Genomic DNA, 21,639 nt, shown 5'->3' with positions numbered 1-21,639 from the left:
GGCCACGTGCGACGAGCCGCACTCTGAACACGTCGGGCCGCGAAAAATCAGGGAACGAGCACGGTATCGATCGCATCGGGCAGCATGCCGGGATAGTCGAGCGTATAGTGCAACCCGCGGCTTTCGTGGCGGTGCAGCGCCGAGCGGACGATCAGCTCGGCGGTCTGGAGCAGGTTTCGCAGCTCGATCAGGTCGGGCGTGACGCGGAAATGCTGGTAATATTCGGCCACCTCGTCGTTGAGCAGCTTGATCCGGTGCTGCGCGCGTTCGAGCCGTTTGGTCGTGCGGACGATGCCGACGTAATTCCACATGAACCGGCGGATTTCGGTCCAGGTCTGCTTAATGACCACTTCCTCGTCCGAATCGGTGACGCGGCTTTCGTCCCAGGGACGGATCGGCGGGGGCGGGGGCAGGCTGTCCCACGCGGCGGCGATGCTGTCCGCGGCCGCCTCGCCGAACACGAAGCATTCGAGCAGCGAGTTGGACGCGAGCCGGTTCGCGCCGTGCAGGCCCGATTCGGTGCATTCTCCCGCGGCATACAGGCCGGGGAGGTCGGTCTTGCCATGCTCGTCGATGACGATCCCGCCGCAGGTGTAATGCTGCGCCGGCACGACCGGAATCGGCCCGGTCGTCATGTCGATGCCAAGCCCGATCAGCTTGTCGTGGATGTTGGGGAAATGATGCCGGATGAAGTCGGCGGGCATGTGGCTGATGTCGAGATGGACGTAATCGAGCCCGTCGCGCTTGATCTCCGCGTCGATCGCGCGCGCGACCACGTCGCGGGGGGCGAGTTCCATCCGGTCCGGATCGTAATCGACCATGAACCGGTGTCCCGTCGACGGGTTGATCAGCCGCCCGCCTTCGCCGCGCACCGCCTCGGTGATCAGGAAGTTCTTCACGTCGAGATTGTAGAGGCAGGTCGGGTGGAACTGCATCATCTCCATGTTGGAGACGCGCGCACCCGCCCGCCACGCCATCGCGATGCCGTCGCCCGTCGCGCCGCGTGGCGCCGTCGAGAAGAGATAGGTCCGGCCGGCACCTCCGGTCGCCAATATCGTCGCCCGCGCGGTGTACAGCGCGACGCGTTCGGTGTGGCGATCGACCGCGTAGACGCCCCAGACGTTGCCGGCGCCCGAATAGCGCTCTTCGTGGCGGCCGGTCGCGAGGTCGATCGCGATCTGATCGGGGACGAGCGTGATGTTGGGATGCGCCTCGGCGGCCTTTTGCAACGCCTCCTGCACCGCCCAGCCGGTCGCATCGGCGACATGAACGATCCGGCGATGGCTGTGCCCGCCCTCGCGCGTCAAATGGAGCGCATTGCCCTCGGTCTCGAACGGGACGCCGAGATGCGTGAGCCGCTCGATCGCGGCGGGGGCGCCCTCGACGACCATCTCGACGACCGCGCGGTCGTTGAGGCCGGCGCCCGCGACCATCGTGTCCTCGACATGGTTTTCGAACGTGTCGCCGGGTTCGAGCACCGCGGCGATCCCGCCTTGCGCCCAGGCGGTCGAGCCCTCGTGGAGCGCGCCCTTGGCAAGGACGGTCACGGTGAAGCGGTCGGCCAGGTTCAGTGCTGCGGTCAGCCCGGCGGCACCCGATCCGACGATCAGGATGTCGCTCGTCATGCGTTGGCGGCGCGGGTCAGGCTGAGGAAGACGTCCTCGAGATCGGGTTCCTTGGTCGAGACGTCGATGATGCCGAACCCGCCACCCTGGATCGCGGCCAGCACTTCGCCCGCGTTCACGCGGTCCTTGGCATAGGTGATCTCCAGCGTGCGGCTGCCCTTGAGCGCGATTGTCTGGAAACAGGCATTGGCGGGGACCTCGGTCACGTCGCGGTCGACCGTGACCGCGACGATCTTCTCCTGCGCCTTGCCGACCAGCTCGCGCGTGGGTTCGTTGGCGATCAGGCGGCCGTTGTTGATGATCGCGATCCGGTCACAGAGCTCCTCGGCTTCCTCGAGATAATGCGTGGTCAGCACGACCGTCACGCCGGCCGCGTTGAGGCTGCGGACATAGGTCCAGAGCTGCTGGCGCAGCTCGATGTCGACGCCCGCGGTCGGCTCGTCGAGCACGAGCACGGGGGGCGAATGGACCATCGCCTTGGCCACCATCAGGCGGCGCTTCATGCCCCCCGACAGCGTGCGCGCATAGGCGTGCGCCTTGTCCTCGAGATGCACCGCGCGGAGCAGCTCCATCGTCCGGCGCTTCGCCTTGGGGACGCCGTAGAGCCCGGCCTGGATCTCGAGCGTCTCGAACGGCGAGAAGAAGGGATCGAACAGGATCTCCTGGTTGACGATGCCGATCGACGCCTTTGCGTTGCGGGGGTGGTCGTCGGTGTCGAAGCCCCAGATCGCCGCGTTGCCGTCGGTCTTGTTGACGAGGCCTGCGAGGATGTTGATCAGCGTCGACTTGCCCGCACCGTTCGGGCCGAGCAGCCCGAAGATCTGGCCGCGCGGTACGTCGAACGTCACGCCGTCGAGCGCGCGCTTGCCGCCCGCATAGGTCTTGCAGAGATTGGTGATGGCGATCGCGGCTTCGGTCATGGTCGCGGCATAGCGGGGCGGGGAGGGCGGGTCATCCCCTGAGGCAACAAGAAGATGTGTTCACGCGAAGGCGCAAAGGCTGTGGCGCCCAGCCCGTCCTTCGGAAGACACCAGTGCCCGTCGCGACAGAGATTAGGCGCACGGTCGCTCCGCGACAAACACACAAGCTTCGCGCCTTCGCGTGAATCATTCTCGGTCACTGCGAATGTCGACACAGAAGAACCAATTGCCCGCCCCGCCCGCGCTTGCTATCGCGCGGCCATGCATCCGCCGCTCGAAACCACCCGCGTCACCCACGCCCGCGTCGCCTGCGATGGCGCCACCGACATTCCCGGCGGCGCAGCGCTCGGCCATCCGCGCGTCTGGTTGCAGATCGACGAGACCGGCTATGTCGATTGCGGCTATTGCGACCGGCGCTTCATCCTCGTCGGCGGCCCTGCCGATGGTGCGGACCAGTCGACATTGCGCGACCATGGGGATGGCGCAGGGCGCTAAGCTTCTTATATCTATCGGATGACGATAGCCGCAGACCCCCGCTCGTTCCTCTACCGCGACACGCTCGACCCCGAGCAGGCGCAGGCCCTCACCGCCAAGGCGCTGCCCAAGGCCGATGACGGCGAACTCTATCTCCAATACCGCAAGGCGGAGGCGTTCGGGTTCGACGACGGCCGGCTGAAGACCGCCTCCTACGACACGAGCTCGGGCTTCGGCCTGCGCGCGGTATCGGGCGAGATGACCGCGTTCGCGCATTCGAACGAGATGACCCCCGCCGCGATCCGCCGCGCCGCCGAGACGATGGCGCTGATCGAGCCCGGCGTCGCCGCCAAGGCCGGCCCGCCACAGGGCACCAACCGCCACCGCTACACCGCCGCCGATCCGCTCGACCTCGTGCCGTTCGCGGACAAGGTGAACCTGTGCCAGACGATCGACGCCGCCGCGCGTGCGCGCGACCCGCGCGTCGCGCAGGTGTCGGTCAGCCTCTCGGGGACATGGTCGGTGGTCGAGATCGTCCGCGCCGACGGCTTCATCGCCACCGACGTCCGGCCGCTGGTGCGGCTCAACGTGTCGATCGTCGCCGAGCAGAATGGCCGTCGCGAGATGGGCAGCTACGGCATCGGCGGGCGCTATCTCTACACCGACCTGTTCCAGCCCGAGACGTACAACCGCGCGATCGACGAGGCGCTGTCGCAGGCGCTGGTCAATCTCGAGTCGATCGCGGCGCCCGCGGGCGAGATGACCGTGCTGCTCGGTAATGGCTGGCCTGGTATCCTGCTGCACGAGGCGATCGGCCACGGGCTCGAGGGCGATTTCAACCGCAAGGGCACGTCGGCCTTTTCGGGCCGGATCGGCGAGCGCGTCGCGGCCGAGGGCGTGACCGTCGTCGACGACGGATCGCTCGCGGATCGCCGCGGGTCGCTGACGATCGACGACGAGGGTACGCCGACGCGCGAGACCGTGCTGATCGAGGACGGCATCCTCAAGGGCTATATGCAGGACCGCCTCAACGCGCGGCTGATGGGCGTCGAGGCGACGGGCAATGGTCGCCGCGAAAGCTATGCGCACGCCCCGATGCCGCGGATGACCAACACCTTCATGAAGGCGGGCAGCGACGATCCCGCCGAGCTGCTGAGCCGCGTGAAGAAGGGTATCTTCGCCAAGGCGTTCGGCGGCGGGCAGGTCGACATCGTGTCGGGCAAGTTCGTGTTCAGCTGCACCGAGGCCTATCTGGTCGAGGACGGCAAGCTGGGCGCACCGATCAAGGGCGCGACGCTGATCGGCGACGGCCCCAGCTCGCTGACCAAGGTGCGCGGGATCGGTAACGACTTCGCGCTCGACGAAGGGATCGGCATGTGCGGCAAGGGCGGGCAGTCGGTGCCCGCGGGCGTCGGCCAGCCGACGCTGCTGGTCGACGGCCTGACGGTCGGCGGCACGGCGGCGCAGTAAGCGTCGCCGCCGACCGCCGGCGGCTAGTCCTCGACCCCGAAGTTCAGTCCGCGCGAGACATTGGGGTCGACGACTGCGACCACGAAATACGCGCAGAACTGTTTCACGCGCTGCAGCCAGCCGGTCTTTTCCTTGTACAGCGCCGGTGTGATCTCGGTCGAGCACGCGATTTCGGATTCGACATAGCGGCGGACATGCGCGGCGAAGGCGGCGTCCTCGATCCGGATCATCAGTTCCATGTTGATGAACAGGCTGCGCATATCGAAATTGGCGGAGCCGATATGGACCGCGTCGTCGATCACGTAGAGCTTGGTGTGCAGCTTCGTCGGCTGATATTCGAAGACGTGCACGCCCTTGCGTAACAGCCCGGCATAGGTGAACCGCGCGGCGGCGATCGTCGCGTTGTTGTCCGATTTCGCGGCGGTGACGATGCGCACGCGGTCGGTACGACGCCCCGCGCGATCCAGCCTGCGCAACATCGTCGGGCTTGGCGTGAAATAGCCGGCGATGATGTCGATACTCGTCGCGCGGCGCATGTCGTCGCGGACCGCCCGCGCCCAGGGTGACAGCCGCCGCGTCGGTCCACCAATCAGCCAGCGCATCGGTCCCTGCGTCTCGCTATAGCGGCGCAGCGCATGGTTGAGCTTGCGCAGCTTGCCCTTGGGCTGATGGATCCAGCCGCTGAGCGCATCGAAATAGCCCGCCAGCCGTCCCGCCGCCGGGCCTTCGATCAGCAGGCCGAGATCGCGCCATGCATTGTCGGCGACCGTCCCGAAATAATCGTCCTCGACGTTGAAGCCGCCAACGATGATCCGTGCGTCGTCGTGCTCACCGTCCGCCAGCGCGAGTTTCTGATGATTGCGCAGCAGATACCGCCGGCCGAACCGTGCGGAGAACCGGCACACCGCGATCCCGGCGGCCTTGAGCGGGTCGAAGAAGTCGACGCTCGCCGCATCGTCGCTGCCGAAGCCGTCGACGATGAGCGCGACCGTCACGCCGCGTTTCGCCGCCGCGATCATCGCGGTGTTCACGCGCTGCCCCGCGTCGTCGTCGGCGTAGATGTAATAGAGGATTCGCAACGAATGCCGTGCGCCGGCGATCAGCCCGATCAGTGCCTCGAGCCGCTCGGGTCCCGCTTCGAGCAGCGTCAGCCGGTTGCCGTCGACGGTGAAGACCGAGTCGACCGCCTGCGGGGCCGTGGTGCGATCGAGCTGGGGGGCGGGCATGGTCATGGCAAGAGCTAGTGGACACAGGCTCGGGCCGATGCAACCTCGCGGCCATGCGGCGCGGGGGGACGTGGGCGCCCCCCGACGGCAAAATCTTGACTTTGTGGCGGGGTGTGGGTAGGCGCCGTCATTCTCCCTATCGGTGTTTGTTGCGAAGGAAGCGTCATGGCGCGCGTTACCGTCGAAGATTGTGTCGACAAGATCCCCAACCGGTTCGACCTGGTGCTGTTCGCAGCACAGCGGGCGCGGCAGATCTCGGGCGGCGCCGAACTGACGCTCGACCGCGATCGCGACAAGAACCCGGTGGTCGCGCTGCGCGAGATCGCCGACGAGAACGTCAAGCCCGCGCATCTCAAGGAATCGGTCATCCAGGGCCTGCAGAAGGTCCGTGTCGACGATGACGACGAGGTCGATGCCGTCGGCAGCCTCGCGGCATCGGCAGAGGCGCTGCGCCTCACCGCCGCCGCCCCGCCGCGCAACCAGAATCTGGGTGCCGATTACGAGGGTTGATCGGACGGACGTGGTGCGGCGCCAGCCGGGCCATGTTGCGATCCGACCCTGATCGGTTTCCGGCGAACGATGCTGCGGCATTACTTGGTTGGTGTGATTGAAAGGCTCGTGGACCAGAAGGTCCGCGGGCCTTTTCTCTGCGCGGGTGTCGTTGGGGGTGAGGCGGAGGAAGTGTAGAGGGAGCCAGTTCGCCTTTACGGTGCAGGTGGCCATCGGTCGCCACCCCCGCACCGTTCGCCCCCCCCCCGCGCGGTTCGCCACACCCACACCGTTCGCCCCCCACGTGGTTCGCCACCCCCACGCCGTTCGCCCTGAGCGTAGTCGAAGGGCGGGGGGGGGGGGGGGGGGGGGGCCGGGTCGCGGGACACGGAATTAAGCCTGAAGGGCGCAGGGCGCAGGGCGCAGGGCGCAGGGCGCAGGGGCGCCGGCGATGCCACCGCCATCATGCGCCGGAACCACCCCGCCACGGCAAAGCCGCGTCGTCAGACGCCGCAGGGCAGCGCTGGCCGAGCCGATCGGTGGATCAGCGCTCCCGGTCCAACGATCGACCCTTGAACCCCTGCGCCACGACGAACCACTCGACCGATCCCTTGCGGCTCGCCGGCGGCTTGGCATGCTTCACGGTCGTGAAGTTGCGCTTCATCTCCGCGACCAGCGCCGAATCGGCACCCCCCGCGAACACCTTCGAGACGAACGTCCCGCCCTTCTCCAGCACGTCGCACGCGAAATCGAGCGCTGCCTCGACCAGCGCCATCGTCCTGAGCGCGTCGGTCTGCGGATGGCCGACGGTGTTCGCCGCCATGTCCGACAGCACGAGGTCGGGCGCGCCGCCGAGCGCATCGATCAGCATCGCGGGCGCCGCATCGTCCATGAAATCCATCTGGAAGATCGTCACGCCGTCGATCGGGTCGACCGGCAACAGGTCGATGCCGACCACCGCCGCCTTGGGCAGGCGGCGCTTGATCACCTGCGCCCAGCCGCCCGGCGCGATCCCGAGATCGATGACGCGCTTCGACCCCTTGATGACCTCGAACCGTTCGTCGAGCTCGGTCAGCTTGTACGCCGCACGGCTGCGATAGCCCTCGGCCTTGGCGCGCTTGACGTAAGGGTCGTTCAGCTGGCGCTCGAGCCAGCGCGTCGACTGCGCGGTCCGCTTGCGCGCGGTGAGGACGCGGGTATGCCCGCCCGAACCACCACGGCTCATGGCTTCGGGCTGCCCATCAGGCGGCGCAATATGCCCTCGCGAATGCCGCGGTCGGCGATGCCGAGCCGTTCGGCGGGCCAGATGTCCATGATCGTCTCCAATATCGCGCAGCCCGCGACCACCAGGTCGGCGCGCTCGTTTCCGATGCAGGCGAGCTTCGCCCGCTCCTCGATCGCCATGTGCGACAGGTTCGCGCTGATCCGCCGCATCGCGCTTGCGGGCACGATCAACCCGTCGACCACCGAGCGGTCGTAATGGCTTAGTCCCAGATGCACGCTGCCCAGCGTCGTCACGGTGCCGCTGGTGCCGAGCAGCCGGGGCCGCTCGACATTGGCCGGCAGCCGCGCGGCGAACGGCGCGATGCTGTCCGCGACGACCTGCCGCATCCGCGCATAGGCCGCGCGTCGGCCCGCCTCGCCCTTGCCGCCGCCCGCATGCTCGGTCAGCGACACGACGCCCCATGGCGCGGAATGCCAGTCGAGCACGGTCGGGATCGGCGTCGACGTATCGACCAGCACGAGCTCGGTCGATCCGCCGCCGATGTCGAAGATCAGCGCGGGGTCGTTGCCGGGTTCGATCAGTGCATGGCAGCCGAGTACCGCCAGCCGCGCCTCTTCCTCCGCGGTGATGATGTCGAGATGGATCCCCGTCTCGGCGAGCGCGCGCGCGATGAAGGCGGGGCCGTTGCGCGCCTGGCGGCACGCCTCGGTCGCGACCGAGCGCGCGAGCGTGACGTTGCGGCGCTTCAGCTTCTCCGAACACACGCGCAGCGCGGCGATCGTCCGCTCGATCGCGGCGTCGCTCAGCTGGCCGGTCGAGGCGAGCCCTTCGCCGAGTCGGACGATTCGCGAGAACGCGTCGATCACCGCGAATCCGCCGGCCTGCGGGCGTGCGATCAGCAATCTGCAATTGTTGGTGCCGAGATCCAGCGCGGCAAAGGCCTGCGCATCGGGCCATCGCCCACGACTGGGCCGGATCGCCGCCGGACGGGCAGGACCACCCTGCCGGGACGGCATTCGGGCGGAAACATCCCCCATCGCCGCAAAACTCACTATCTATATCTGCCGCCGCGGGAAAATACCCGCCCGGTGCTTGGCAACGAATGTAGCGCAGCCCGGCGATTACGCAAGCGACGTGGCGAATCGGCAACATCGGGGCGTTGACAGGCGGCAAAGCCCCGCCTAGATCGCGCCCTCGCTGATGCCCCGTCGTCTAATGGTAAGACTGCGGTTTCTGATACCGCCTATTGAGGTTCGAATCCTCACGGGGCATCCAGCGCTTCATCCTTTGACAGCGAAACGTGACCTCTGTGACAGGAGTGGCCGTCCGCGCGTCTTGTCTCGGTGGGGGCAGGGCGTTCCTGCCGCTTGCTTCGTGCTCCGAGCGGCTTCGGCAAGGCGTAAAGCGGCTGAGTCCCGTGCGCCGATCCGCGCTTCGCAACACCGCACACCCGTTCATCGCCCTGCTGACCGCTTCTGGCTTCCGAGGTCCGTTTAGAGCGTCGTGATCGGAGGACAGCGAGTGGCAATAGCCGACATTGCGGGCTGCCGCTGTTTCCGAAAGGATCGGATTTTGTGTGTGTCAGGCCTTGGTGGATAACGAAAGGGCTGCACCAAGGGGTATTTTTACTTGGCGGACGGTACCTTCGGCACCGGTGGGCTCGCTCAGTTTGATGGCGGCGAGGTGCTGACTTTACCTAGCCAGAAAATTCCGTCGTAGTCGGGATCTGTCTCAACTCCGGGTAACGCGCCGAGTTTGATAAACGCAGGGCGATGCAGATCCGCGAGCCCCCGGAAGGGGTAGCTGCCGCATGCGATATCTTTCGGAGTAATCGCCACGCCAGGGTTGGGCGTTACACCCGGCTTCAGCACGCAATTCCAGGCTGTTCCACCCGCGGTCAGCATATTGAGGGTGGCAATATTTGACGGCGAACCCAGCCGCATTGCCATGGGCTCATAAGACGCACCAGCACGCGCGATCGGACGTTTACGCGCATGGGCATTGCCAACCAGAACAAGGACCCGGTCGTATGAGCGCGCCTTCGCGGCGATCAGAATATTGTCGGCCTGTGCCGCCTCATGCGGTCCCTGGCCGGGAAGATTTGAAAACTGGCGACTCTGCGCCTCGTCTCGCGCGCCATTGAACGCAACCATGTCGATCGACTGACCCCGATTTGCCAGTTGGTGTAGCCGGACGAGGAGGTTCGACATTGCTTCGCTGCTGGTGCCGTCGTTCGAGCCAGACCATCCTGACCTCTCCAATGCGCCGGGAAATTGCGCATCCGACAGATTCCAAGCTTTTTGCAAAATGGCATTCTCAGTTGCCGAATGTTCGATGGCAACAAGGATGCGTTCGCCACGTGCAGCTAGCGCACATGCGACATCACCGACAAAGTCAGGCGCCTGCCGTGTTCCATGTACTTCACCGAAGATGACGAACTGCGGCTTGCGGGCTGCTACGGTGTCCCAACCCAAAGGCATTCGACATTCCCGCGCCTTGTGATGAATCGGCGCGCGGTACTTAGAGGGACTAGCATTCAAGCTAGCGGACGCGCTTGTCATCAGGACTGTCGTGCACATAATGGCAGCGGGACCGATCTTCATCGAAGTACTCTTGTCCAAGGGCTGATATTGCTATGGACCATAGCGCTGGCCAATAATCAATCGAAGCGATGACAGCTCCAGCGTGATAGATGCCGGCGCAAGCGTAATGACACGCTTTCAGTCGTCGCCGATGCGATCTGGCGGCGGCGTTTCCCAGCGATCGAGAGACGGCCGTCCAAGCCCGTTTGGGGACAGGCGATACCCGATGTTGCATGATAACTGTTGATCTCTTCTTGTTCATGCACGTTTGCAGTGGTAGGGACGGTGGATGTCAAGCGACCTTCCTTCGAGCCGTATCGATGCGATCCTTGCCCGCCTCGCCTCGGGCCAACCGGTTCGTGCAGGCGCGCTGGCCAGGGAGTTTGGCGTTTCCGAGGATGCGATCCGGCGCGATCTGCGCAGTCTGGCGGCGGAGGGCCTGTGTCGCCGCGTCTATGGCGGCGCCTTGCCGATCGTCGAGGGGGCGACCCCGATGGCCACACGCGTCGGCGAGGACGTGCAGCGCAAGCAGATGCTGGCCGACGCCGCGCTTCGGTTCTTGGAACCGGGCAGTTTCGTTTTCGTCGATAATGGCAGTTCCAATCTCGCGCTTGTCGAGAGGCTGCCGCCACAACTCGATCTTGCCATTGCCACGAGTTCGGTCACGATCGCCGCCGCGGTCCAGCATCGTGATGCCATCGATCTGCTGGTGATCGGCGGGATGATCGACCGGATGGTCGGCGGTGCGGTCGATGGAACGGCGCTCGAGGCGATCGCGCGGCTTAACATCGACCTGTGCGTGCTTGGTGCGTGCGCGGTATCCGCCGAGGGGGGCGTCAGTGCGTACGACCCCGCCGACGCCGTTTTCAAACGCGCGCTGTTTGCGCGGAGCCGCAGGACGATCGTCCTTGCCACGAACGACAAGCTCGGTCGACACGCCCCGCACCGCTTGTGTGGCGTCGCTGCGCTCGCGCAGATTGTCGTCGAACACGACGCCGATGCCGACATCGTGCGCGATCTGACGGAGGCGGGCGCGACGATCGCGCGCGCCGCCGCGCAAGCCCAGCCCTGATCCGAGGATAGCACCCGTGCAAAACCCCACTTCCGGCGCGCGCCTTGCGACGCGTCTGGCTTTTCTCGTGTCGGGCTTCGGGCTCGCCTGTTGGGCGCCGCTCGTTCCGCTCGCCAAGCAGAGACTGGCGATCGGCGACGGATCGCTCGGGCTGCTGCTGCTGTGTCTCGGACTTGGCTCGGTCGGCGCGATGCAGCTTGCCGGGCCGCTGACATCGAAGCTTGGCGCGCGACCCGCAATTCTCGTCGGCGGCATCGGGCAGGCGATCCTGCTGCCCTTTCTCGCCTTCGCACCGACGGTGCCCACCATGGCGATCGCGCTGCTGCTGTTCGGCGCATTCCTCGGCGTGATCGAAGTCGGCATGAACGTGCATGCGGTCGAGGTGGAGAAGCAGGCCGGCACGCCCTTGATGTCCGGGTTCCACGGGTTGTTCAGCGTCGGCGGCTTCGACGGATCCGCGCTGCTGACCGCTGTCCTGTCGATGAAGATCAGTCCGGTCGCCGGGGTCGTCACGGCATCGGTCCTGATGATCGCGACGCTCGCATTGGCCGCGCCCCGGCTGATCGCGACACCCAGGACCGAGGAGACCCCGCTGATCGTCGTCCCGCGCGGGATCGTGGTGCTGCTCGCGGCGCTCGCCGCGATCACTTTCCTGACAGAAGGCGCCATGCTCGACTGGGGGGCGTTGCTGCTGAGCGGCAAGGGCTTGTTGCCGGTCACGCAGGCGGGGCTCGGCTACAGCGTCTTTGCGGTGGCGATGACCGCAGGCCGCCTGACCGGCGACGCGATCGTCGGCAGGCTCGGGGATCGGCGGACGATGCTGTGGGGCGGGCTGCTCTTGCTTCTCGGCTATGGTGTTATGCTGCTCGCGCCGGTCGCAGCGGTCGCGCTGTTCGGGATGCTGCTGATCGGTCTTGGCGCGTCGAACGTCGTGCCGATCCTGTTCCGCCAGGCCGGCAAGCAGACCGTCATGCCCGCGGGCCTCGCGATCGCCGCGGTCACGACGATCGGTTACGCCGGGATCCTCGCGGGCCCCGCCGCGATCGGCTTTGTCGCGCAAGGCATCGGCCTGCCCGCCGCCTTCTGGCTGCTGACCGCGCTGCTGTGTCTCGTGCCGCTCTGCGCGAAAGCCGCCACCGCCAGCGGGCGCGCGTCATGATCCTTCCCGATCTCGCCGATGCCGAGACGTTGCCGCGCTACCGCACCGACATCGCGGTCGAGACCAAGGTGAAGGAGGGGTACAGCAGATCGCAGGTACCAGGTCCGTGATCCCGAAGGACCCCGCAGGATGACAGGGCAGGATCACGCCGCCGACGCCGCGCCGCTCCAGCTTTCGCTCCGAAGCGGCGCGTCGTCGTGCGGGGCGTTCAGCGCGCCTCGGCGATCAGCTTTGCCGCGGCGGGTGTGTTCCATTCATAGCCGCCCAGCATCCGCCAGACTTCGCGCCCATCCGAATCGTACAGGATCGTGGTCGGCAGGTTCGCCTGATACGCGATGCTGAGCGCAGCCTTTGTATCAAGATAGGGCTGGAGCGTCGTGAACGCCTTTTGCGCGAAGAACGGCGTGACCTTCTCCGCACCCTGCAGATCCTGGCTGACCGCGACGACCTGCACCTTGCCCTTCAGGCTGCCCGCGACCGCGTCGAGCGTCGGCATCTCGGCGACGCAGGGTGCGCACCAGGTTGCCCAGAGGTTGAGCAGCAGCGGCTTGCCCTTGAAGCTGGCGAGCGTGACGGCCTTGCCATCGGGGGCGGTGAAGCTGATCGCCGGCCCCGTCTCGCCCTTGTGGCTGCGGTCGATCTTCTCGACCGGGGCGGCGGGGGTGCCGGTCGCTTCGTCGGGCGAGGGGGCGACTTCGTCCGATGTCGCGGTGTTGCCAGCAGCGGGGCCGACGGCGGACCCTGCCGCGTTTGCTTGCTCCGGAGCCGGCGATTTCCTATCGCAGCCCGCGACCAGCATTGCGCTACCCAGGAGACAGACGATCGACGCCCGTGAGAGCAGAGAAGGGGAGGACATGGACGGCTCCAATGCGATGTGGGGTGGACGCTTCGCCGAGGGTCCGGCCGCGGTCATGCGGGAGATAAACGCCTCGATCCCCTTCGACAAGCGACTGTGGAAGCAGGATATCGCCGGCTCCAAGGCGCATGTCGCGATGCTCGGCGCACGCGGTATCGTGTCGGCTGAGGACGCCGCGACGATCGCTGCGGGACTCGACCGCGTCGCGGCGGACTATGCCGCCAACGGCGTCGTCGAGGATCTCGTGCTCGAGGATATCCACATGCAGACCGAGGCGCGGCTGGCCGAGGCGATCGGTCCGGTCGCGGGGCGTCTGCACACCGCGCGGTCGCGCAACGACCAGGTTGCGACCGATTTCCGGCTCTGGGTCCGCGATGCGATCGATCAGGTGCTTGCGGCGCTTGGCGGCTTCCAGGCGGCGTTGCTCGTGCGCGCCGAGGAGCATGCCGCGAGCGTCATGCCGGGGTTCACGCATCTGCAATCCGCACAGCCGGTGACGCTCGGCCATCACCTGATGGCGTATCACGCGATGATCGCGCGCGACGTCAGCCGCTTCGCCGATGCGCGCGTGCGGATGAACCGCTCGCCGCTCGGCTCCGCGGCCTTGGCGGGGACGGGGTTCCCGATCGACCGCGAGATGACCGCGCGCGCGCTCGGGTTCGACGGTCCGATGACCAATTCGCTCGACGGGGTGAGCGACCGCGACTTCGCGCTCGACTATCTGGTCGCCGCCACGCAGTGCGCGCTGCACCTGTCGCGGCTGGCGGAGGAGTTCGTGCTCTGGGCGTCGCAGCCCTTCGGCTTCGTCGCGCTCAGCGATCAGTGGTCGACGGGCAGCTCGATCATGCCGCAGAAGCGCAATCCCGACGCCGCCGAGCTCGTGCGCGGCCATTCGGGGCGGATCATGGGGTGCATGACCGCGCTGATGGTGACGATGAAGGGGCTGCCGCTCGCCTATTCGAAGGACATGCAGGACGACAAGCCGCCCGTGTTCGAGGCGCACGACCTGCTCGCGCTGTCGATCGCGGCGATGACCGGGATGGTCGAGAGCGCGACGTTCCGGACCGAGCGGATGCGCGCGGTGGCCGAGGCGGGGTTTGCGACCGCGACCGATCTCGCCGACTGGCTGGTGCGCGAGGCGGGGCTGCCGTTCCGCGAGGCGCACCATGTGACCGGGCGTGCGGTGAAACGCGCGGAGGATCTGGGGATCGCGCTCGATGCGCTGTCGATCGAGGACCTGAAGGCGATCGACACGCGGATCGACGATCGCGTCTATGGCGTGTTGTCGGTCGACGCGTCCGTCGCGAGCCGGACGAGCTTCGGCGGCACCGCGCCCGCCAATGTACGCGCCGCGATCCGCGCCGCACGGGAGACGAGCGAATGACGCGCCTGCCCCTCACCGCCCGCCTGACCGTCGCGTTGTCGCTCGCCGGTCTGACGCTGTCGGGCTGCGGTGCCGCCGACGGGCTTGAGCCCCAACCCGGCAAATCGCTCCCCGTGGCACCCTATGGCGCCAAGACCACGCCGACGCCTGCTGCATTGCTGACGCCGACGACGCAGCAGCGCCCCGAGCGCAGCGACGAGTTGCTGACGAATTCGCGCGAACGGCGCAGCGACGAATTCAACCTGCCGCCGCCAAACTGATTGTAAGCAAGCATGGACCATTTCCACTATCGCGACGGCGTTCTCCATGTCGAGGACGTCGCGCTGCCCGCGATCGCCGAGGCGGTCGGGACCCCCGTCTATGTCTATTCGACCGCGACGTTCCGCCGTCATGCGCAGGTGTTCCGCGACGCGCTGAAGGGCGCGGGGCGCGTGCATCTGGCCTATGCGATCAAGGCCAATCCGAACGTCGCGGTGCTGCGCGTGCTCGCCGACGAGGGTTACGGCGCGGACGTGGTGTCGGCGGGCGAGATGGCACGCGCGCTCGCCGCGGGCATCCTCGCGTCGGACATCGTGTTTTCGGGCGTGGGCAAGACCCGCGACGAGCTCGCCCGCGCACTCGATGCCGGGATTGGCCAGTTCAACCTCGAGCTCGAGGAGGAGGGCGAGGTGCTCGCCGCACTCGCGCGCGATCGCGGGATCCGCGCGCCGGCGGTGCTGCGCGTGAACCCCGACGTCGATGCCGGCACGCACGCGAAGATCTCGACCGGGCGCAAGGAGAACAAGTTCGGCGTGCCGATCGACCAGGCGCCGGCGATGTTCGACCGGCTGGCGCGGCATGACGGGCTCGACCTGCGCGGGGTGGCGATCCATATCGGCAGCCAGCTTGCCGATCTCGCCCCGCTCGAGGCGGCCTATGCGCGGATCGGCGCACTCGTCGCCGAGCTGCGCGCGGCAGGCCATGTGATCAGCCGGGTCGATCTGGGCGGTGGGCTCGGCGTGCCGTACAGGCCCGACGACGTGCTGCCGAGCCCGGCCGACTATGGCGCGATGGTGGCGCGCGCGACCGCGGGCTGGGACGTCGAATTGATGTTCGAGCCGGGGCGCGTGATCGCGGGCAATGCGGGCGTATTGCTGACCAAGGTCATCTGGGTGAAGCCGGGCGTCACCAATCCCTATGTGATCGTCGATGCGGCGATGAACGACCTCGCGCGCGTCGCGATGTATGATGCCTATCACGACTTCGTCGCGGTCGAGCCCGGCGGCGAGCGGATGACCGCGAACATCGCCGGGCCGGTGTGCGAGACGGGTGACACCTTCGCGATGGGGCGCGACATCGACGTCGTGAAGTCAGGCGATCTGGGCGTGTTCCGCACCGCGGGCGCGTACGGCGCGACGATGGCGTCGACCTATAACAGCCGCGCGCTGGTGCCCGAGGTGCTGGTCGATGGCGACCGGTTCGCGGTGGTCGCCGACCGGATCGAGCCCGAGACGATCCTGGCCGCCGAGCGCGTGCCCGAATGGCTCAAGCGGTGAGCCTGCACAGCCTGCCGCTGTTCGTGCGGCTGGCGGGCCGCCCGGTCATATTGCTCGGCGAAGGCGAGGCGGCGGATGCCAAACGCCGGCTGCTCGACCGTGCCGGCGCGCAGGTCGTCACCGACGAAGCCGCGGTCGCGGCGCTCGCGATCGTCGCGATCGACGACGAGGCGGAGGCGCTGGCGGCGGTTGCGCGACTGAAGGCACGCGGCGTGCTGGTGAACGCGGTCGACCGGTCGGCGCATTGCGACTTCACGCTGCCCGCGATCGTCGACCGTGAGCCCGTGCTGATCGCGATCGGTACGGGCGGTGCATCGGCCGGGCTGGCGGCGGCGTTGCGGCAGCGGCTCGAGGCGCTGGTGCCGGCGGATCTGGGCGGGCTGGCCAGCGCGCTGCAAAAGGCGCGGGGCGCGATGCGCGCTCGGTTTCCCGACGGCGGCGCACGGCGACGTGCGCTGGCCGACGCGCTGGCCCCCGGCGGCGTGCTCGATCCGCTCGGGCCATCGCGCGACGTCGCCGGCTGGCTCGACGGCGGAGCGGTGCAGGACGGAACGCTGGTGCGGATGTCGCTCGCGTCGCCCGATCCCGACGACCTGACGCTGCGCCAGGCGCGCGCGCTTGCGAGTGCGGACCGCGTCTATCACCGCGCCGACGTGCCGCCCGCGATCCTCGACCGCGCGCGTGCCGATGCCGCGCGGATCGCGTGCGATGCGGCGCCGAGCGGGACGGGACCAGGGCTGGTCGTCGATGTGGAGATGGGTGGTTGAGCGGTTTCGGGTTCAAGGTCAGCGACGGCGTCGCGTCGCGGATCCCCGTCGAAGAGGCGCCGGATGCGAGCGGTGATCTGGTCTGGGTGCATCTGTCGACCAACGAGGAGGAGGCGCAGGCATGGCTGCGCGACGAGGCCAAGCTCGAGACGTACGTCATCGACGCGCTGACCGCGACCGAGACGCGGCCACGGTGCGAGGCTGTCGGTGAAGGCGCGTTCCTCAACCTTCGCGGGCGGACGCGCGAGGAGATGGATTCGTCCGATCTGCTCGCGTCGCTGCGCATCTGGGTGGTCAAGGGGCGCGTCTATTCGCTGACGCGCAAGCCGCTGGTCGCAATTCCGTTGGTCGAACAGGAAGTCGAGGCGGGACGCGTGCGCGATCCGGGCGACCTGATCACCGCGTTCGCGACCGCGATCACCACCGATCTCGACCCCGAGGTCGCCGCGCTCGGCGACGAACTCGACGATTGCGAGGAGCGGCTGGATGCCAAGCACGTGTTCGCGCTTCGCCGGACGGTGAGCCAGGTCCGCGTCGCCGCGATCGGCTATCGCCGGTTTCTCAACCCGCAGCGCGCCGCGCTCGAGAAGCTGGCCGCGCTGCCGGGCGACTGGCTGCGCGACGACGACCGGCTGCATCTCGCGGCGGCGGCGGACCGTGCGGCGCGGATGGCGGAGGAACTCGAATCGATCCGGGAGCGGTCGGCGCTGACGCACGAGGCGCTGACTGACCTGCGCGCGGAGCAGATCGACAATCGCTCGCTGATCATCTCGGTCGCGGCGATGGTGTTCCTGCCGCTGACGTTCCTGACCGGGTTGTACGGGATGAACGTGAAGGGGCTGCCCTTTGCCGAGGAGCCCTGGGCGTTCGATGCGATCGCGGGGGCCTCGACGCTGATCGCGGTGGGGATCGTGCTGTACTTCGTCCAGCGGCACTGGTTCGATCGGTAGCGGTCAGGCGGCGCTGGCGGTCCGCCAAGCCTGCGCGATCTCGTCGAGCGTGTCCGCGGTCGTGCGGAACACCGTGCCGTCCTGTCCGAGCGAGGCATCGACGATCGTCCTGCGCGCGCCGGCATAGAGCCGCGCGAGCGTTTCCGACACCGCGCCGCCGCGTTCGAAGTCGAGCCCCGCCTCGAGCGCGAACAGGATCGCGGTCGCGCGCGTCACCCGGTCGCTCTTGGTCGCATATTGGCGGTTGTCGGATGCCCAGGCGGCCGCGCGCAGGGCCGCGACGAGTTCCTTGTAGAGCAGCTGGACCAACCCCGGTCCGTCGGTCGTCGTACGGCCGACCGCGTCGATCTGGCGATAGGTGGCGAATGGATCGCGCGTGAGGGTCGTCGCGTACATCACGAGTCGCTCTTGTTCCACGCCGCGATCTGGTTGGTGAGGAAGGTCTGGATCGACTTGTAAGACGAGACGCGCGAATTCATGCTCGAGAATTGCTGCGTCAGGCGGGTCGTCATCGCATCCGACTGATCCGCGATCTTGGCCTTGGCGTCGAGGATCGCGCTCTGTGCCGCGGTGTAGCGCGTCTGCGAAGCGCCGAGCCCCGTCGTCGTGCTGGTCGCGGCGGCGGCGAACGATGCGAGCACCGCGCCAAGCCCCGCCTTGCCGTCTGCCGAACCGTTCAGCATCGTCTCGATCGCGCCCGCATTGGTCAGCAACGCGCTCGACAGCGCCGCCGAGTCGAGCCGCAGCGTGCCGTCGCGGTTGGTCGCTACGCCGATCTGGGCGAGCGTCGTCGGGGCACCTGCGGTCGCGCTGGTCGACAACGGCGTCAGCGTCAGCGTTTTGAGCGATCGCAGCAGCGACTGCGCGGCGGTGTCGCCGCGAAGGACGCCGGTCATCGGGTTGGTCTGTTCGGTGAGCGTCGACAGCACCTCGTTATACGTCTCGACGATGTCCGACATCGCCTGCGACAACGCCGCGGTCGGGGTCGTGCTGCCGAGCGTGACGGGTTTGTCCGAGACGGTGTTGAGCTGGAGCTTCACGCCGGGGACGAGGTTGTTGATCGTGTTGCTCGCGCGCTCGACGGCGATCCCGTCGACGGTCAGCCTGGCATTCTGCGCGGTCGCGGTGACGCTGGTGTTCGTTGCGCCGGGACCAATATTATAGGCTGCAAGGCCAGGGTCGGAGTCTTCGGTCGCAGTAAGCGTGAACGCCTGTGACGCGCCGGTCGGTCCCTTGATCGACAGGAATGCATCGCCATTCGCATCCGTCACGACCGATGCGGTGATCCCTGCGCCCTTTGCGTTGATCGCGGCGGCAACGCCGTCCAGATCGGCGCCGTCCACCGAAATTTCCACGGCTTGGCCAGCAGGGGTGAAGCTCTTGATGTCGGTGCGTTTCGTATCGTCAACCGTGCTCTCGACGTAGCTGGCCGTACCGAACTGCAGCGTGAACTTGCCCGTGCCGATCTTGTCGGTCCGGTCGACCCCGGTCGCCGTGGTGCGGATCGTCTGCGCGCCGGCGAGCTGGTTGACCGAGATCGTCGACGACAGCCCCGCAACCTTGGCGCCGGCCAGCGCACTCACGCCGAGCGCGGCGTTCGAACTGGTCGGCTGGCTGGTGAGCGTGCCGCCCTTGACCAGCGCCGAATAGGCCGATGCGAATCCCGAGATCGCGCTTTTGAGCGCACTCAGGCCCGAAATTTGCGTGGTGATGGTGTTCGACTTGGCGGTCAGCTGCGCGGTCTTGGCCGCGAACTGCGCCTCGACCAGCGAGGGCACCAGGCTGGCGGTGTCGATCCCCGAGCCAGCGTTGAGCGAGGTCAGCAGCGACTGCGCCGCGTTCTTCGTCACGCTCGCCGCGGTCGGCGTCGGCGTTACCGCCGGGGTCGGCGTCGCGGTGCTGCTCGTCGTCGAAATGGCCATGCCGGTAATCCTTGCACCCGTAATTCTCGCGCGCTCGAAAGAGGTAACGACCGCGGCCGCCGGATCTTTAGGAAAGTTTCACGCCGTTTTCGTCGAAGCGCGCATCGAGCGGCACGGTGATCGCGGGCTGCGGCATCGGCGTGCCGCCTGCCGCGGCGTTCAGCCCGAACACGAAGGCGAGGACGGTGGCGATCGCCATGTACAGGTCGTCGCGAACCTCCTGGTTCTCCTTGCTCGTGTAATAGACCGCACGCGCGAGCAGCGGATATTCGAGCACGGGTACGCGGCTTTCCGCGGCGAGTTCGCGGATCGCCAGCGCGGTCGCGCCGCGGCCCTTGGCGACGACGACGGGCACCTGGTCCTTGCCGCGATCATAGCGCAGCGCGACCGCGAAATGCGTCGGGTTGGTCAGGATGACATGCGCCTCGCCGACCGCCTTGCGCATGTTGCCGCTCGCCATCGCGCGCATCTTCGCGCGCTGCTGGCCCTTGGCCTCGGGATTGCCCTCGCTCTCCTTGTGCTCGTCCTTCACCTCCTGTTTCGACATGCGCATCTTGCCAAGGCGGCGGATGATCTGGATCGGCACGTCGATCCCGGCGATCGCGACGAGCCCGAACGCCATCGCGATCAGGATCGACGAGAAGGTCCCGCCAAGCGTCGTCAGCGCCTGGTTGAGATCGGCGGACGAGGCGAGCCCCATCGTCGTGTGCGACGCCTGCCACAGCATCCAGCCGCCGATCGTGCCGAGCAAGCCGACCTTGAGCAGCGACTTGCCGAGTTCGATCCAGCCGGTCGGACCGAAGATCCGCTTGAGCCCCGAGGCGGGGTTGATGCGCGTGAACTTGGGCGCGAGCAGCTTGCCGTTGAAGCCGAGCGAGCCGAGCCCCGCCTGGCTTAGCACCGCGGCGACGAGGCTGACCACGAACAGCGTGACGAGCGAGGGCGCAAGCTTCCACCCCGCCTCCTGCAGCGGGCGCCAGGGCGAGAAATCCTCGACGTCGGCCCGCCCGAACTGGAAGCTCGACGCCATCACCGCCTTGCACGCGGCGATCAGCGAGGGGCCGGCATAGATCAGCCAGGCGACGCCCGCGAGCATGCTGAGCGCGGTGGCGAAGTCGCGCGATCGGAGGATGTCGCCCTTCTCGACCGCATCCTTCTTGCGCTTTTCGGTCGGGCTTTCTGTCTTTTCGCCGAATTCGTCCGCCATCAGCCGAGCACCAGGCTCTGCGTGGCTTCGAGGCCTTCGCGGATGATCACGACCATATAGTCGCCCATCGCCGGGAAGCCGACCGCGAGCGCGACGACGCCGACCGCGAGGCTGGCGGGGAGGCCGACCGAGAACAGATTGAGCGCGGGCGCTGCGCGGCTGATCATCCCGACGACGATGTTGAGGCACAGCAGCAGGAAGCCGACCGGCAGCGCGAGCAGCAGCCCGGCGAGAAACGCATAGCCGCCGAAGAACGCGATTCCGCGCAACCGGTCGACGCCCAGCCACGCGGCGCCGGGCGGCATCACGTCATAGCTTTTGACGAGCATCTCGACGAGCACGAGATGGCCGTCCATCGACAGGAACAGCAGGGTCAGCATGATCGAGAAGAACTGGCCGAGCGCGGGGCTCGACCGGCCGTTCTGCGGATCGACCGACGAGGCGAAACCCAGACCCATCGACCCGCCGATGATCTCGGCGGCGATCACCGGCGCGGCAAACGCGATCTGCAGCACGAAGCCGAGCGCGAGCCCGACCAGCGCTTCGGCCGCGACCGCGAGCACGGTCGACGTCGCGAAGATCTGCGCGGGTGGCTGGATCGGGTGCGCGGCGAGCACGAGAAAGCCGATCGCGCCCGACAGCGTGACGCGCACCGTGACGGGCACCGACACGTTGCCGAACACCGGCGCCGCGATGAACGTCGCGCCGATCCGCACCATCACGAAGATCAGCGCCCAGAGCTGCGGCTCGATCGAGAGGCCGAAGCCCAGCATCTG

The 21,639-nt window shown here is 67.4% G+C and carries 21 protein-coding genes and 1 tRNA gene; 11 read left to right on the top strand and 11 right to left on the bottom strand.

Annotation, left to right across the window (positions count from 1 at the left end):
• Positions 1-47: 47 nt before the first annotated feature.
• Together nadB and ASE72_RS06915 are read right to left on the bottom strand one after the other, a co-directional pair.
• On the bottom strand, positions 48-1,625 hold the full coding sequence (gene nadB, locus ASE72_RS06920; protein ID WP_056018224.1) for an L-aspartate oxidase: 1,578 nt from the start codon (positions 1,623-1,625) through the stop codon (positions 48-50).
• A complete protein-coding gene (locus ASE72_RS06915) occupies positions 1,622-2,545 on the bottom strand; it encodes an ABC transporter ATP-binding protein (protein ID WP_056018222.1) in 924 nt (307 codons plus the stop codon). Before ASE72_RS06915 ends, nadB begins: the two co-directional genes overlap by 4 nt.
• A 261-nt stretch (positions 2,546-2,806) precedes the next feature.
• On the opposite strand from ASE72_RS06915, the gene ASE72_RS06910 reads away from it, so the two are divergent.
• Together ASE72_RS06910 and tldD are read left to right on the top strand one after the other, a co-directional pair.
• Entirely contained in the window at positions 2,807-3,040 is a 234-nt protein-coding gene (locus ASE72_RS06910; RefSeq protein ID WP_056018220.1) for a zinc-finger domain-containing protein, read from the top strand.
• A gap of 18 nt (positions 3,041-3,058) precedes the next feature.
• On the top strand, positions 3,059-4,489 hold the full coding sequence (gene tldD / locus ASE72_RS06905; RefSeq protein ID WP_056018218.1) for a metalloprotease TldD: 1,431 nt from the start codon (positions 3,059-3,061) through the stop codon (positions 4,487-4,489).
• Positions 4,490-4,512: 23 nt separating this feature from the next.
• Here the strand turns inward: tldD and ASE72_RS06900 are convergent, their stop codons facing one another.
• Positions 4,513-5,721: a phospholipase D-like domain-containing protein gene (locus ASE72_RS06900; protein WP_235532259.1), complete on the bottom strand. Its 1,209-nt coding sequence runs from the start codon at positions 5,719-5,721 to the stop codon at positions 4,513-4,515.
• A gap of 159 nt (positions 5,722-5,880) precedes the next feature.
• Between ASE72_RS06900 and rpoZ the strand changes: the two genes are divergently transcribed.
• Positions 5,881-6,225 (top strand): DNA-directed RNA polymerase subunit omega, encoded by a 345-nt coding sequence (gene rpoZ, locus ASE72_RS06895; protein ID WP_031439727.1) that lies wholly within the window; start codon positions 5,881-5,883, stop codon positions 6,223-6,225.
• A 523-nt stretch (positions 6,226-6,748) separates the two neighbouring features.
• Here rpoZ and ASE72_RS06890 read toward each other — a convergent pair.
• A complete protein-coding gene (locus ASE72_RS06890; RefSeq protein WP_056018216.1) occupies positions 6,749-7,429 on the bottom strand; it encodes an RlmE family RNA methyltransferase in 681 nt (226 codons plus the stop codon).
• A complete protein-coding gene (locus ASE72_RS06885; protein WP_056018214.1) occupies positions 7,426-8,445 on the bottom strand; it encodes a Ppx/GppA phosphatase family protein in 1,020 nt (339 codons plus the stop codon). Before ASE72_RS06885 ends, ASE72_RS06890 begins: the two co-directional genes overlap by 4 nt.
• A 185-nt stretch (positions 8,446-8,630) precedes the next feature.
• On the opposite strand from ASE72_RS06885, the gene ASE72_RS06880 reads away from it, so the two are divergent.
• Positions 8,631-8,704 (top strand) — tRNA-Gln (locus ASE72_RS06880).
• Between the two features lie 389 nt (positions 8,705-9,093).
• Here ASE72_RS06880 and ASE72_RS20155 read toward each other — a convergent pair.
• Positions 9,094-10,032 carry a hypothetical protein gene (locus ASE72_RS20155; protein WP_156350167.1) on the bottom strand — a complete coding sequence of 313 codons (939 nt, stop codon included), beginning with the start codon at positions 10,030-10,032 and terminating at the stop codon, positions 9,094-9,096.
• A 268-nt stretch (positions 10,033-10,300) separates the two neighbouring features.
• Here ASE72_RS20155 and ASE72_RS06875 point away from each other — a divergent pair, with 268 nt between their 5' ends.
• Positions 10,301-11,083, top strand: a complete 783-nt coding sequence (locus ASE72_RS06875) for a DeoR/GlpR family DNA-binding transcription regulator (protein WP_056018213.1) — start codon at positions 10,301-10,303, stop codon at positions 11,081-11,083.
• 16 nt (positions 11,084-11,099) lie between these two features.
• The gene (locus ASE72_RS06870) at positions 11,100-12,242 is read left to right on the top strand and encodes an MFS transporter (protein WP_056018211.1); all 1,143 of its coding nucleotides are present in this window, start codon (positions 11,100-11,102) and stop codon (positions 12,240-12,242) included.
• A gap of 208 nt (positions 12,243-12,450) precedes the next feature.
• Here the strand turns inward: ASE72_RS06870 and ASE72_RS06865 are convergent, their stop codons facing one another.
• A complete protein-coding gene (locus ASE72_RS06865; RefSeq protein ID WP_082445825.1) occupies positions 12,451-13,098 on the bottom strand; it encodes a TlpA family protein disulfide reductase in 648 nt (215 codons plus the stop codon).
• Between the two features lie 16 nt (positions 13,099-13,114).
• Between ASE72_RS06865 and argH the strand changes: the two genes are divergently transcribed.
• The 5 genes from argH to ASE72_RS06840 are packed head-to-tail and all read left to right on the top strand — an operon-like array spanning position 13,115 to position 17,734.
• Positions 13,115-14,482 carry an argininosuccinate lyase gene (gene argH, locus ASE72_RS06860; RefSeq protein ID WP_082445883.1) on the top strand — a complete coding sequence of 456 codons (1,368 nt, stop codon included), beginning with the start codon at positions 13,115-13,117 and terminating at the stop codon, positions 14,480-14,482.
• Positions 14,479-14,742 (top strand): hypothetical protein, encoded by a 264-nt coding sequence (locus ASE72_RS06855; RefSeq protein ID WP_056018208.1) that lies wholly within the window; start codon positions 14,479-14,481, stop codon positions 14,740-14,742. Before argH ends, ASE72_RS06855 begins: the two co-directional genes overlap by 4 nt.
• 12 nt (positions 14,743-14,754) lie before the next feature.
• Positions 14,755-16,017, top strand: coding sequence for a diaminopimelate decarboxylase (gene lysA, locus ASE72_RS06850; protein WP_056018206.1), 1,263 nt, complete (start codon positions 14,755-14,757; stop codon positions 16,015-16,017).
• Entirely contained in the window at positions 16,014-16,784 is a 771-nt protein-coding gene (locus ASE72_RS06845) for a precorrin-2 dehydrogenase/sirohydrochlorin ferrochelatase family protein (protein WP_056018204.1), read from the top strand. The genes lysA and ASE72_RS06845 overlap by 4 nt, the downstream gene beginning before the upstream one ends.
• On the top strand, positions 16,781-17,734 hold the full coding sequence (locus ASE72_RS06840) for a CorA family divalent cation transporter (RefSeq protein WP_056018202.1): 954 nt from the start codon (positions 16,781-16,783) through the stop codon (positions 17,732-17,734). The genes ASE72_RS06845 and ASE72_RS06840 overlap by 4 nt, the downstream gene beginning before the upstream one ends.
• Positions 17,735-17,737: 3 nt before the next feature.
• Here ASE72_RS06840 and ASE72_RS06835 read toward each other — a convergent pair whose 3' ends face one another.
• The 4 genes from ASE72_RS06835 to fliR form a co-directional block, all read right to left on the bottom strand.
• A complete protein-coding gene (locus ASE72_RS06835; RefSeq protein ID WP_056018200.1) occupies positions 17,738-18,130 on the bottom strand; it encodes a flagellar export chaperone FliS in 393 nt (130 codons plus the stop codon).
• Positions 18,130-19,656, bottom strand: coding sequence for a flagellar filament capping protein FliD (gene fliD, locus ASE72_RS06830; RefSeq protein ID WP_056018197.1), 1,527 nt, complete (start codon positions 19,654-19,656; stop codon positions 18,130-18,132). Before fliD ends, ASE72_RS06835 begins: the two co-directional genes overlap by 1 nt.
• A 67-nt stretch (positions 19,657-19,723) precedes the next feature.
• A complete protein-coding gene (gene flhB / locus ASE72_RS06825) occupies positions 19,724-20,863 on the bottom strand; it encodes a flagellar type III secretion system protein FlhB (protein WP_056018194.1) in 1,140 nt (379 codons plus the stop codon).
• Positions 20,863-21,636 (bottom strand): flagellar biosynthetic protein FliR, encoded by a 774-nt coding sequence (gene fliR / locus ASE72_RS06820; protein ID WP_056018192.1) that lies wholly within the window; start codon positions 21,634-21,636, stop codon positions 20,863-20,865. The genes flhB and fliR overlap by 1 nt, the downstream gene beginning before the upstream one ends.
• Positions 21,637-21,639 lie beyond the last annotated feature (3 nt).

Source organism: Sphingomonas sp. Leaf20 (assembly GCF_001421535.1).
In the GTDB taxonomy this organism is placed as follows: domain Bacteria; phylum Pseudomonadota; class Alphaproteobacteria; order Sphingomonadales; family Sphingomonadaceae; genus Sphingomonas.
The sequence above is the reverse complement of the archived record's forward strand: the minus strand, read 5'-3'. Positions and strand labels throughout refer to the sequence as shown.